Source organism: Streptomyces sp. Ru73 (genome assembly GCF_002920575.1).
Taxonomy (GTDB): Bacteria; Actinomycetota; Actinomycetes; order Streptomycetales; family Streptomycetaceae; genus Streptomyces.
This window is the reverse complement of the sequence record NZ_PQSQ01000066.1, coordinates 15,357-27,674: the sequence shown is the minus strand read 5'-3', so window position 1 is coordinate 27,674 and position 12,318 is coordinate 15,357. Positions and strand designations below refer to the sequence as shown.

The window sequence follows — 12,318 nt, the reverse complement described above, 5'->3', positions numbered from 1 at the left end:
AAGGGCCAACCGTCACGCGCCCCGAAGACCCCACCCCCGCACCCTCCGACACCCCGTCCACCGCACACCCCGGGGACCGGTCCGTCGCCGGTTCCGAGGAAGGCTCGCAGCGATGACCCAGCAGTCGGCACAGATGCCGCGCCAGATCTTCACCGAGGACCACGAGGCCTTCCGGGAGACCGTGCGCACCTTCCTGAAGAAGGAGGTCGAACCGCACTACGAGCAGTGGGAGAAGGACGGCATCGTCAGCCGCGAGGCGTGGCGTGCCGCCGGCCGCCAGGGGCTGCTGGGGCTCGCCGTGCCCGAGGAGTACGGCGGCGGGGGCAACCCCGACTTCCGCTACAGCGCCGTGCTCGCCGAGGAGTTCACCCGGGCCGGCGCCCCGGGCTTGGCCATCGGCCTGCACAACGACATCATCGGGCCGTACCTCACCTCGCTGGCCACCGAGGAGCAGAAGCGGCGCTGGCTGCCCGGGTTCTGCAGCGGCGAGATCATCACCGCCATCGCGATGACCGAGCCGGGCGCCGGCTCCGACCTCCAGGGCATCAGAACGTCCGCCGAGGACCGCGGCGACCACTGGGTACTGAACGGGTCCAAGACGTTCATCTCCAACGGCATCCTCGCCGACCTGGTCATCGTCGTGGCCAAGACCACCCCCGAGGGCGGCGCGCACGGGCTCAGCCTTCTCGTCGTCGAGCGCGGCATGGAGGGCTTCGAGCGCGGCTGCAACCTCGACAAGATCGGCCAGAAGTCTCAGGACACCGCCGAGCTGTTCTTCAACGACGTACGCGTGCCCAAGGAGAACCTGCTCGGCGAGCTGAACGGCGCGTTCCTGCACCTGATGACCAACCTCGCGCAGGAGCGGATGGGCATCGCCGTCGCCGGGATCGCCGCCGCCGAGCACCTGCTGGAGATCACCACCCAGTACGTCAAGGAGCGCGAGGCGTTCGGCCGGCCGCTGGCCAAGCTCCAGCACGTCCGCTTCGAGATCGCGGAGATGGCCACCGAGTGCGCTGTGACCCGTACGTTCCTGGACCGGTGCATTGTGGACCACTCGGACGGGAAACTGGATGCCGTACACGCCTCGATGGCCAAGTGGTGGGCCACCGAGCTGCAGAAGCGGGTGGCCGACCGCTGTCTGCAACTGCACGGCGGATACGGCTACATGAACGAGTACCGCGTCGCCAAGGCGTTCACCGACGGCCGCATCCAGACGATCTACGGCGGCACCACCGAGATCATGAAGGAGATCATCGGCCGCTCGCTGCTCGGCTGACCCGCTGTCACCCGCCCCGCCGACCCCTCACGCACGGCTCACCCTCATCTTGAAAGGCTCCACACCGTGACTTCCGAAGCGTACGTGTACGACGCGATCCGCACCCCGCGCGGCCGCGGCAAGGCCTCCGGCGCGCTGCACGGCACCAAGCCGATCGACCTGGTCGTCGGCCTGATCCACGAGGTGCGCCGGCGCTTCCCCGACCTCGACCCGGCCGCCGTCGACGACATCGTGCTCGGCGTCGTCGGCCCGGTCGGCGACCAGGGCTCCGACATCGCCCGCATCGCGGCGATCGCCGCCGGGCTGCCCGACACCGTCGCCGGCGTACAGGAGAACCGCTTCTGCGCCTCCGGCCTGGAGGCCGTCAACCTGGCGGCTGCCAAGGTCCGGTCCGGCTGGGAGGACCTCGTCCTGGCCGGCGGCGTGGAGTCGATGTCGCGGGTGCCGATGGCCTCCGACGGCGGCGCGTGGTTCAACGACCCGATGACCAACCTGGAGACCAACTTCGTCCCGCAGGGCATCGGCGCCGACCTGATCGCCACCATCGGGGGCTTCAGCCGCCGCGACGTGGACGAGTACGCGGCGCTGTCCCAGGAGCGGGCCGCCGCGGCCTGGAAGGACGGCCGCTTCAAGCGGTCCGTCGTGCCGGTCACCGACCGCAACGGGCTGACCGTCCTGGACCACGACGAGCACATGCGCCCCGGCACCACCGCCGACTCGCTCGCCGCGCTCAAGCCGTCCTTCGCGGCCATCGGCGACATGGGCGGGTTCGACGCGGTGGCGCTGCAGAAGTACCACTGGGTCGAGAAGATCGACCACGTCCACCACGCGGGCAACTCCTCCGGCATCGTGGACGGCGCCGCGCTGGTCGCCATCGGCTCCAAGGAGGTCGGCGAGCGCTACGGGCTCACGCCGCGCGCCCGGATCGTCTCCGCCGCGGTCTCCGGCTCCGAGCCGACCATCATGCTCACCGGGCCGGCGCCCGCCACCCGCAAGGCCCTGGCCAAGGCCGGCCTGACCATCGACGACATCGACCTGGTCGAGATCAACGAGGCGTTCGCCGCCGTCGTGCTGCGCTTCGCCGCCGACATGGGCATCGGCCTCGACAAGATCAACGTCAATGGCGGCGCCATCGCCATGGGCCACCCGCTGGGCGCCACCGGCGCCATGATCCTCGGCACCCTCGTCGACGAGCTGGAGCGCCAGGACAAGCGCTACGGCCTGGCCACCCTCTGCGTCGGCGGCGGCATGGGCGTCGCCACCGTCATCGAGCGCCTCTGACCGCCCGTCCCGACCCCCTTACGGAGAACGCACCATGAGTGAGACCAGCACGATCCGCTGGGAGCAGGACGAGACCGGCGTCGTCACCCTCGTCCTCGACGACCCGAACCAGTCCGCCAACACCATGAACCAGGACTTCAAGGCCTCGCTGGCGGCGGTCGCCGACCGCCTGGAGGCCGAGAAGGACAGCGTCCGCGGCATCATCTTCACCTCCGCCAAGAAGACCTTCTTCGCCGGCGGCGACCTGCGCGAACTGATCGCCGTCACGCCCGAGAACGCCCAGCAGGCGTTCGAGGCGGGCCAGGGCATCAAGCGCGACCTGCGCCGCATCGAAACGCTCGGCAAGCCGGTCGTCGCGGCCATCAACGGCGCCGCGCTGGGCGGCGGTTACGAGATCGCGCTCGCCTGCCACCACCGCGTCGCGCTCGACACCTCCGGCACCAAGATCGGCCTGCCCGAGGTCACCCTCGGCCTGCTCCCGGCCGGCGGCGGCGTCACCCGTACCGTACGGCTGCTCGGCATCGCCGACGCGCTGCTCAAGGTCCTGCTGCAGGGCACCCAGTACAACGCCACCAGGGCCAAGGACGCCGGCCTGATCCACGAGGTCGCCGACTCGCCCGAGGACCTGCTCGCCAAGGCGCGCGCCTTCATCGACGCGCACCCCGAGTCCCAGCAGCCCTGGGACGTCAAGGGGTACAGGATCCCGGGCGGCACGCCCGCCAACCCCAAGTTCGCCGCGAACCTCCCGGCGTTCCCCGCCAACCTCAGGAAGCAGCTGAACGGCGCGCCGTACCCGGCCCCGCGCAACATCCTCGCGGCCGCCGTCGAGGGCGCTCAGGTCGACTTCGAGACCGCGCAGACCATCGAGGCGCGCTACTTCGTGGAGCTGGTCACCGGCCAGACCTCCAAGAACATGATCCAGGCGTTCTTCTTCGACCTGCAGGCCGTCAACTCCGGTGCCAACCGGCCGAAGGGCATCGAGGAGCGCAAGGTCGGCAAGGTCGCGGTCCTCGGCGCCGGCATGATGGGCGCCGGCATCGCGTACAGCTGCGCCAAGGCCGGTATCGAGGTCGTGCTCAAGGACGTGTCCGCCGAGGCCGCGGCCAAGGGCAAGGGTTACTCCGAGAAGCTGTGCGCCAAGGCCGTCTCCCGGGGGCGTACGACCCAGGAGAAGGCGGACGCGCTGCTCGCCCGCATCACCCCGACCGCCGACCCGCAGGACCTGGCCGGCTGCGACGCCGTCATCGAGGCGGTGTTCGAGGACACCGCGCTCAAGCACAAGGTCTTCCAGGAGATCCAGGGCATCGTCGCGCCCGACGCGCTGCTCTGCTCCAACACCTCCACCCTCCCGATCACCGGCCTCGCCGAGGGCGTCGACCGGCAGCAGGACTTCATCGGGCTGCACTTCTTCTCGCCCGTCGACAAGATGCCGCTGGTGGAGATCATCAAGGGCGAGCGGACCGGTGACGAGGCGCTGGCCCGCGCCTTCGACCTGGTACGCCAGATCCGCAAGACCCCGATCGTGGTGAACGACAGCCGCGGTTTCTTCACCTCCCGCGTCATCGGCCAGTTCATCAACGAGGGCGTGGCGATGGTCGCCGAGGGCATCGAGCCCGCCTCCGTCGAGCAGGCAGCGGGCCAGGCCGGCTACCCGGCCAAGGTGCTCTCCCTGATGGACGAGCTGACCCTGACCCTGCCGCGGAAGATCCGCAACGAGACCCGCAAGGCGATCGAGGACGCGGGCGGCACCTGGACGCCGCACCCGGCCGACGCGCTGATCGACCGCATGGTGGACGAGTTCGGGCGGCCGGGGCGCAGCGGCGGCGCGGGCTTCTACGAGTACGACGAGGACGGCAAGCGCCAGGGCCTGTGGCCGGGGCTGCGCGAGCACTACACCAAGCCGGGCGCGGAGATCCCGTTCAAGGACATGCAGGAGCGGATGCTCTTCGCCGAGGCGCTGGACACCGTGCGCCTCTTCGAGGAGGGCGTGCTCACCTCCGTCGCCGACGCCAACATCGGCTCGATCCTCGGCATCGGCTTCCCCGGCTGGACCGGCGGCGTGATGCAGTACATCAACGGTTACGAGGGCGGCGTGGGCGGCTTCGTGGCCCGCGCCAAGGAGCTCCAGGCGGCGTACGGCGAGCGGTTCGCGCCCTCGGCGCTGCTGCTGGAGAAGGCCGAGAAGGGGGAGACCTTCAAGGACTGAGGACACCGGGGCGGGCCGTCCGGCCCGCCCCGCGCCCCCTCACTTCTCGGGCCCGCTCACTCTTCGGGCCCCTCACTGCTCCGAGCCGCTCACTTCTCGGGCCCGCCGCCGAACCACTCACGCAGCTCGTCCTTCATGGACCGCTGGAAGGCCGTGACCAGCGCCTGCACCACCAGCGGCTGCATGTGGGCGGAGAGCGACTTGCGGCGGGCCACCTCGGCGGCGTCCGGCCCGTCGTCCTCGTACGCCGCGCCGACCTCCTCCTTGAAGAGCCGGCTCAGCTCCCGGGCAGCCGAGCGGGTGTGCTCCATCACGACCGCACGGGCCGCGAGGATGGTCTCCAGCGCGATCGGCACGTCCAGCAGCCGCACCCCGAGCTGCAGCAGCCCCGGGTCCACCTGGAAGGCGCCCGCCTCCTCGGTGCGCACCAGTACGCTCATGGCCGCCAGCCGGTCCAGGTCCTGCTCGGTCAGCGACCGGCCCACCCGCCGCTCCAGCTGCGCCAGGGACTGCTTCTCCGCGCGGTCCGGGAGCCAGCCGGCCACGACGGCGCGGTGGATCGCGAGGTCCTGGGCGCTGAGGTCCGGCGGCAGCTGCTCCAGATAGCGCTCGATGGCCGAGAGGGTCATGCCCTGGTGCTGGAGCTCCTCGATGAGGGCCAGCCGGGAGAGGTGGTCCGGGCCGTACCGGCCGACGCGGCGCGGGCCGATCTCGGGCGGCGGGAGCAGCCCGCGGGTGCTGTAGAAGCGGATCGTGCGGACCGTGACACCGGCCCGGGCGGCCAGCTCGTCCACGGTCAGGCTCAGGTCGGTGGCGGGCTCGGACTCCATCATGTTGGACAGTATTGCTGTCTCACCACTGTTGTCACCACTCCGCGGGGTGACCGTTCCGCCGCTGTCCGCACCCGTCCGCCTGCCCGTCGGCGCCCGTGTGATCCCTTTCACAGACGGATGCCCGTCCTTCGGGGAAGGTGTGCCGTCGGCCCGGCTCGCGTGATCCGCAGCGGCCGACCGCTCCACCGCCCTTCCGAAAGCGAGATGACCCACCTGTGAGCACGCATACCGTCCAGGAAGACGCCTACCGGCCGCCGGACGGGGGGAACGGCAGCGCCCCGCACGACGCGGGTGACGCCGGGTACAGCAAGGGCCTGAAGGCCCGGCACATCAACATGATCGCCATCGGGGGCGCGATCGGCACCGGCCTGTTCCTCGGCGCCGGCGGCCGGCTGGCAGCCGCGGGCCCCGCGCTCGCCGTCGCCTACGCGGTCTGCGGTCTCTTCGCGTTCTTCGTCGTACGGGCGCTGGGCGAGATGGTGCTGCACCGCCCCTCCTCCGGCTCCTTCGTCTCCTACGCCCGCGAGTTCCTGGGCGAGAAGGGCGCCTACGCGGCGGGCTGGATGTACGTCGTGAACTGGTCGACCACCGGTATCGCGGACATCACCGCCATCGCGCTCTACACGCACTACTGGAGCATGTTCACCGACATCCCGCAGTGGGTGATGGCGCTCATCGCGCTCGCGGTCGTGCTGACCGTGAACCTCATCTCGGTGAAGATCTTCGGTGAGCTGGAGTTCTGGTTCGCGATCATCAAGGTCGCGGCGCTCGTGGTCTTCATGCTGATCGGCATCTTCCTGCTGGCCACCCAGCACCCGGTGAGCGGACACACCCCGGGGCTGCAGCTGATCAGCGACAGCGGCGGCTTCTTCCCGACCGGCCTGCTGCCCGTCGTGGTCGTCCTCCAGGGCGTGGTCTTCGCGTACTCCGCGGTGGAGATGGTCGGCGTCACCGCCGGCGAGACCAGCGAGCCGCACAAGGTCGTCCCGAAGGCCGTCAACTCCATCATGTGGCGGGTCGGCATCTTCTACGTCGGCTCGGTCGTGCTGCTGGCGCTGCTGATGCCGTGGAACAAGTACACCGGCGACGAGAGCCCCTTCGTCACCGTGCTCTCCAACGTCGGCGTGCCGGCCGCGGGCGACGTCATGAACCTCGTCGTGCTCACCGCCGCCATGTCCAGCCTGAACTCCGGCCTGTACTCCACGGGCCGCATCCTGCGCTCGATGGCCATGGCCGGCTCCGCGCCGAAGTTCGTCGGCCGGATGAACCGCCACCAGGTGCCCTACGGCGGCATCCTGCTGACCTCGGCGGTGTGCGTGCTGGGCGTCGTACTGAACTACGTCGTGCCGGGCGAGGCGTTCGAGATCGTGATCAACATCGCGGCGCTCGGCGTCATCAGCACCTGGTGCGTGATCATGGTCTGCCACATGGTCTTCGTCCGCCGGACCAAGGAGGGCCTGCTCCAGCGCCCGAAGTTCCGGCTGCCGGGCACGCCCGTCACCGACATCCTCACCATCGCCTTCCTGCTCGGCGTCATCGTCCTGATGTGGTTCGACGACGGCGTCGGCCGGCGCACGGTCATGGTCGCCCCGGTGATCGTGGCCGCCCTGATCGCCGGCTGGTTCGTCGTACGCGGCCGCGTCAACCGCATCGCCGCGGAACGCGCCTCCGAAACGGACGGCCTGGCGGGCCCGCCCGCCCCGGAGACGCCAGGGCGCTGACGGGGGCGCCGTTGGCGACGGTCCAGGGCAGATGCGGATCCCCGGCTGTGAGGCAGCCGGGGATCCGTCATTTCCGAACCCGATGCCCCCTTGCTCACCTTCATAGCGGTGAAAGGAGGCATCGAGGCTGCGACTACTTCACATCGCCCGCGAAGATCGCAGTCTCTGTTTCGGCGTTCGGTGTCACCTCGATCTGCAGGTAATGCTCGCCCTTCGGCAGCTCGCAGGCCGTCGTCGCGCTGACGGCCCGGCCTGGGCGAAGGTGCGTCGTCGGCATGTCCAGTCCTTCGTCGAAGATCTGGTCTCCCTGTCTGCCTTCATCGCCGTACATGCACTGCACGGACAGTTCGTTCAGGTCCATCGTGGACTTGCTGCCGTTGTGCAGCTTGAGGGTGAACTTGATGTACGGGGTGTTCTCGGGCGAAGCCACGGCACTCGACACACCGCGGACGAAGTTTTCCAGATGGACACTGACACCGTCGTCGTAGTCAACGGTGCCGGTGAGTGGCGCGGTTTCGTCTTCGATGGCTGTCTCAGTGGCTTCTGCGGGCTCGGTCGCGGCACTGATCGTTTCGTTCGGTTTCGCCTCGGCCGTGGCCTTGCCGGTCGCACCGCACGCGGTGAGCGTGGCGAGTACGAGCGCTGTACAAGTGGCGGCGTAGATGCGGACGTGACGATGCATGGTCCCCCCAGGAGTGTGATTGATCCATGCATCATCTGATGAAGTGGAGGTTTTGAGGAATAGAGGTGATGAAATGGTGACCCCGGGAAGGGGGAGGCCCTAACCGACCGCGCCCGTCACCGGATAGTGGTCGCTGAGGTCGGTGTAGGTGTAGTCCTTGCCGCCGCTGGTGACCGTCCAGGGCGGGCACTCCTCCTTGACGACCGCGTTCTGCCAGTCGGCCGGGCGGGCGTGACCCGTGCGGTGCAGGACGTAGTCCAGGTCCTCGCGGGGGTCGGTGGGGTACCGGTCCCTGGCGATGGAGTTCTCGCGGGTGTCGAAGGAGTACGGGTGTCCGGTGCGGGCGTCGGCGGCGACCAGGCCGGCGTCCTCGAGCATCGACCCGTACTCCGCGCTCCGTGAGTCGATGTTGAAGTCCCCGGCGACGAGCACCTGCTCGGCGGCGGGGATGTCCTTCGCGTCGAGGAAGGCGTCCAGCTCCTTGAGCTGCTTCGCGCGCGTCGCCGCGGCCTCGCCGGCGGCGCAGCCGGGGTCGGTGGACTGCGTGTGGGTCCCGACGACGTGCACCTTCGTGCCGTGCACGTCGAGCACGGCGTAGACGAAGCCCTTGTTGGACCAGTAGTCGGAGCCGCAGGCGTCCTTGTAGACGTACTGCTCCTTGCGGATCACCGGCCACTTGCTGAGCACCGTGACGCCGCCGTCCTCCGGGGTGAGAGAGGAGTACGCGCCGCCGGTGGCGTCCCAGCCGGCCTTGCCACGGCCCAGTACCGGGGTCTGGTACGGGTAGGCAGCGGCGGCGTTCGCCTTGAGCGCGTCGGAGGAGGTGTTGTCGAACGCCTCCTGGAGCACGACGACGTCCTTGCCCTGGAAGAAGCCGGCCGCCGGGATCTCCTTCGCCCGGTGGTCCTGGCCCCAGTTCGGGTAGAGGTTCTTGCTCATCAGGAACGTGTTGTACGTCAGGACCTTCAGGGCGGGGGTGTCCGCCGCGGAGGCCGGGGCGGCCGACGCGGGGCCGGCCGTGAGGAGCGGTGACGACGCGAGGGCGAGCGCGGCGGCGAGGACGGCGGCGCGCCTGCGGCGCGGCGTGGAGTGCGGCACTGAATCTCCCTGTGGGGTGAGGAGGTTGATCCGGCGCCGCACATCCAATCAGCCGCGATTACCTTTGGGTAACCGTCAGGTGGCCGGAGATGTTCACTCCGGCCGGTGCCCGTCCTGCGTGTGGACGCCGCCGTGCGCGTGGACGCCGTTCGTCGCCGCGATCGACTTCCAGGACTTCGGCCGCGGCGCCGGCGTCTTCGCGGCCGCGAGGGACGCGCCCTTCGCCGCCGGAGCGGACGGCTTGGCCGGCTGGTAGAGCCAGGTGTCGAAGAAGCCCGCGAGCGGCTTGCCGGACTTCGCCTCGGCGAACTTCACGAAGTCGGCGACCGAGGCGTTGCCGTACTTGTTCTCCGTCGGCCAGGACTTCAGGATCGAGAAGAAGGTCTTGTCGCCGAGCTTGTTGCGCAGCGCCTGAAGGGCCAGCGCGCCGCGGTCGTACACCGCGATGTCGAACTGGTTGTCCGGGCCCGGGTCGCCGGGCTTCACCTTCCAGAACGCGTCGTCGGCCGGGTGCTGGTCGTACACGTAGTCCGCCAGCTCCTGCGCGGTGCCCTCGCCCTCCTTCTCCGACCACAGCCACTGGCTGTAGCGGGCGAAGCCCTCGTTGACCCAGATGTCCTTCCAGTCCTTGAGCGAGACGCTGTCGCCGTACCACTGGTGGGCCAGCTCGTGCACCACGACGGAGACGTTGGTGCCCGCGTCGAACGCCTTCTTGCCGTAGAAGGGGCGGGTCTGGGTCTCCAGCGCGTAGCCCGCCGGGACGTTCGGCACGTACCCGCCGAGCGCGTTGAAGGGGTACGGCCCGAAGACCGTCTCCAGCCACTCGGCGACCTCGGTGCTGCGCTCGATGCTGGCCTTCGCCGCGCCCTCGTTGCTGCCCAGGTCCTTGCTGACCGCGTTGATGACCGGCAGGCCGTTCGCTGTGGTGTCCTTGGTGATGTCGAACTTGCCGACCGCCAGCGTCGTCAGGTACGTCGCCTGCGGCTTGTCCGAGCGCCAGTTGTACCGCGTCCAGCCGAGCTTGGAGGTCTGCGAGAGCAGGACGCCGTTGCTCAGCGCCTGGGTGCCGTCCGGCACGGCCACGGAGATGTCGTACGTCGCCTTGTCGGTGGGGTGGTCGTTGCTCGGGTACCACCACACCGCCGAGTCCGGCTCCTGCGCGACCACGCCGCCGTCGGGGGTGCGGGCCCAGGCCGTGAAGCCGTCGATCTTCAGGTCGGAGGGCTTGCCCGCGTAGCGCACCACGACGCTGATGTCCTTGCCCTTGGGCAGCGGCGCGGCCGGGGTCACCTCCAGCTCGTGCTTGCCGGACGCCTTGAAGCCCGCCTTCTTGCCGTTCACCCGCACCTCGGAGACCTTCAGGCCGAAGTCGAGGTTGAAGCGCGAGAGGTCCTGGGTGGTCTTCGCCAGCAGCGTCGCCGTGCCCTCCAGCACGTCGGTCTTCGGCTGGTACTTCAGGCGCAGGTCGTAGTGGGAGACGTCGTACCCGCCGTTGCCGCTCTCGGGGTAGTAGGAGTCGCCCGCACCCGGCGCGCCGGGGGTGTAGTCGGCAGCCGATGCCGGGATCGCCAGCAGCAGGCTGAGCACGGCAGCGCCCGGCACGATGAGTCTGTGACGCACGAGTCCTCCAACTCGTCGGAGAGGCCGGACCGTTCCGGCCTGCGTGGGGGGTGGTGCCGACCCTGGTCGGGTCGTCTCCGACCTTATGTACTGGCACGCCGTACGTCAGGTGCATGGCTACATCTGACACATGACCGACATCGCGTCGACACGGTCACTTCCGTCACGTGCGCACCCTTACGCCGCCCGGGGACTCCGCGCTACGGTCCTGGCCCGCCCCGGAAGAACCGTTTCCGCGTCGTACCAGGGAGGCATCGCTCCGTGAGGCACAGACTCCGCACCGCACTGCTCGGCGCCGTCACCACCGCGCTCACTGCCACCTTCCTCGCCGGCCCGGCCCCGGCCGTCGCCGCCGGGCACGCGGGGCCCCGCACCGGCTTCGAGGAGAGCGGCGGCGCCCGCTGGACCACCCAGCCCGAGGAGCAGGAACTCCTCGCCCGCGCCGACCGCGACAGCGCACGCCTGCAGGTCGACCGCATCGGCACGACCGAGCAGGGCCGGCCGCTCCAGCTCGTCCGCATCGGCGCCACCCGGCCGCCCACCGCCGACCGCACCCGCCACGGCAACTCCGTCCTGCTGATCTGCTCCCAGCACGGCAACGAGCCCTCGGGGCGCGAGGCGTGCCTGTCCACCGTCCGCGACCTCGCCTACGCCACCGACGCCGCGACCCGCCGCTTCCTGGAGCGCACCAGCGTTCTGGTGATCCCCACGGCCAACCCCGACGGCCGCGCCGCCAACACCCGCGGCAACTCCGACGGCGTGGACATCAACCGGGACCACCTCGCGCTGAAGACCGCCGAGGGCCGCACGATGGCCCGCGTCCTCCGCGACTACCGCCCCGACACCGTCTACGACCTGCACGAGTACGGCGCGACCCCGCCGTACTACGACAAGGACCTGCTGGCCCTGTGGCCGCGCAACCTCAACACTCAGGACGCCGTGCACGAAGAGGCCACCACGCTGTCCGAGCGGTACGTCCGCCCCACCGTGCAGCACAGCGGCTTCAGTACGGGCATCTACGGCATCTGGACCGACCCGGAGACCGGTGAGCCGGTCAAGCAGGTGGCGGGCGACGGCCAGGCGCGCATCCTGCGCAACACTGCCGGGGTGAAGAACTCCGTCGGCCTGCTCGTCGAGACCCGCACCACCCCGCTCACCCAGGCCGAGAAGGACGACCCCGCCGTCAACAACCGGCGCCGGGTGCACTCCCAGCTGGCCGGGCTCAAGGGCGCGTTCGCCTTCCTCGACGAGCGCCGTGGCCGGATCGAGGCGGCCACCGGCGCGGCGAGGACGGCGGGTTACGCGGACCGCGGGCCCGTCTACCTCGGCGGCGCCGACAACGACCCGGCCACGGACGAGGAGGTGCTCAAGGACCCGCCGTGCGGCTACCGGCTGGACGGCGCTGCGTACGCGGAGGTCCGCGACGAGCTGGCACTCCACGGCGTACGGGCCGAACAGGACGGTACGGGCGCCCTCGTGCGGCTGCGCCAGCCGCTGCGGGCGCTGGTGCCCCTGCTGCTGGACGGGCGGTCGGCAGATCACCTTACGGTCGCGAAGCCCTCAGCCGGGTGTTGAATCGTGGTAGGGGGTAATGGCTAGGA

9 protein-coding genes are annotated in these 12,318 nt (G+C 69.9%); 5 read left to right on the top strand and 4 right to left on the bottom strand.

Going from position 1 to position 12,318, the window contains the following annotated elements; genetic code table 11:
- The first annotated feature begins 133 nt into the window (after positions 1 to 133).
- The 3 genes from C3486_RS24890 (at position 134) to C3486_RS24880 (ending at position 4,763) form a co-directional block, all read left to right on the top strand.
- Complete coding sequence (locus C3486_RS24890; protein WP_103835010.1) at positions 134 to 1,276, top strand: acyl-CoA dehydrogenase family protein; 1,143 nt, start codon at positions 134 to 136, stop codon at positions 1,274 to 1,276.
- A 66-nt stretch (positions 1,277 to 1,342) separates the two neighbouring features.
- The gene (locus C3486_RS24885) at positions 1,343 to 2,557 is read left to right on the top strand and encodes an acetyl-CoA C-acetyltransferase (protein WP_103834991.1); all 1,215 of its coding nucleotides are present in this window, start codon (positions 1,343 to 1,345) and stop codon (positions 2,555 to 2,557) included.
- Between the two features lie 34 nt (positions 2,558 to 2,591).
- Positions 2,592 to 4,763: a 3-hydroxyacyl-CoA dehydrogenase NAD-binding domain-containing protein gene (locus C3486_RS24880; RefSeq protein ID WP_103834990.1), complete on the top strand. Its 2,172-nt coding sequence runs from the start codon at positions 2,592 to 2,594 to the stop codon at positions 4,761 to 4,763.
- 89 nt (positions 4,764 to 4,852) lie between these two features.
- Here the strand turns inward: C3486_RS24880 and C3486_RS24875 are convergent, their stop codons facing one another.
- Entirely contained in the window at positions 4,853 to 5,596 is a 744-nt protein-coding gene (locus tag C3486_RS24875) for a MerR family transcriptional regulator (protein ID WP_103834989.1), read from the bottom strand.
- Positions 5,597 to 5,811: 215 nt separating this feature from the next.
- On the opposite strand from C3486_RS24875, the gene C3486_RS24870 reads away from it, so the two are divergent.
- Positions 5,812 to 7,317, top strand: a complete 1,506-nt coding sequence (locus C3486_RS24870; protein WP_103834988.1) for an amino acid permease — start codon at positions 5,812 to 5,814, stop codon at positions 7,315 to 7,317.
- Between the two features lie 133 nt (positions 7,318 to 7,450).
- Here C3486_RS24870 and C3486_RS24865 read toward each other — a convergent pair whose 3' ends face one another.
- From C3486_RS24865 to C3486_RS24855, 3 genes are all read right to left on the bottom strand, one after another.
- The gene (locus tag C3486_RS24865; RefSeq protein WP_103834987.1) at positions 7,451 to 7,999 is read right to left on the bottom strand and encodes a hypothetical protein; all 549 of its coding nucleotides are present in this window, start codon (positions 7,997 to 7,999) and stop codon (positions 7,451 to 7,453) included.
- A gap of 99 nt (positions 8,000 to 8,098) precedes the next feature.
- Complete coding sequence (gene sph / locus C3486_RS24860) at positions 8,099 to 9,097, bottom strand: sphingomyelin phosphodiesterase (protein ID WP_103834986.1); 999 nt, start codon at positions 9,095 to 9,097, stop codon at positions 8,099 to 8,101.
- A 93-nt stretch (positions 9,098 to 9,190) separates the two neighbouring features.
- Positions 9,191 to 10,717 (bottom strand): M1 family metallopeptidase, encoded by a 1,527-nt coding sequence (locus tag C3486_RS24855; RefSeq protein WP_103834985.1) that lies wholly within the window; start codon positions 10,715 to 10,717, stop codon positions 9,191 to 9,193.
- A gap of 261 nt (positions 10,718 to 10,978) precedes the next feature.
- Between C3486_RS24855 and C3486_RS24850 the strand changes: the two genes are divergently transcribed.
- Positions 10,979 to 12,292 (top strand): M14 family metallocarboxypeptidase, encoded by a 1,314-nt coding sequence (locus C3486_RS24850; RefSeq protein ID WP_103834984.1) that lies wholly within the window; start codon positions 10,979 to 10,981, stop codon positions 12,290 to 12,292.
- Positions 12,293 to 12,318: the final 26 nt, after the last annotated feature.

What these genes read in the sequence shown, in the direction of transcription:
- C3486_RS24865 (WP_103834987.1), bottom strand. Translation starts at nt 7,999, where the DNA reads ATGCATCGTCACGTCCGCATCTACGCCGCCACTTGTACAGCGCTCGTA.
- C3486_RS24890 (WP_103835010.1), top strand. Translation starts at nt 134, where the DNA reads ATGCCGCGCCAGATCTTCACCGAGGACCACGAGGCCTTCCGGGAGACC.
- C3486_RS24880 (WP_103834990.1), top strand. Translation starts at nt 2,592, where the DNA reads ATGAGTGAGACCAGCACGATCCGCTGGGAGCAGGACGAGACCGGCGTC.
- C3486_RS24875 (WP_103834989.1), bottom strand. Translation starts at nt 5,596, where the DNA reads ATGATGGAGTCCGAGCCCGCCACCGACCTGAGCCTGACCGTGGACGAG.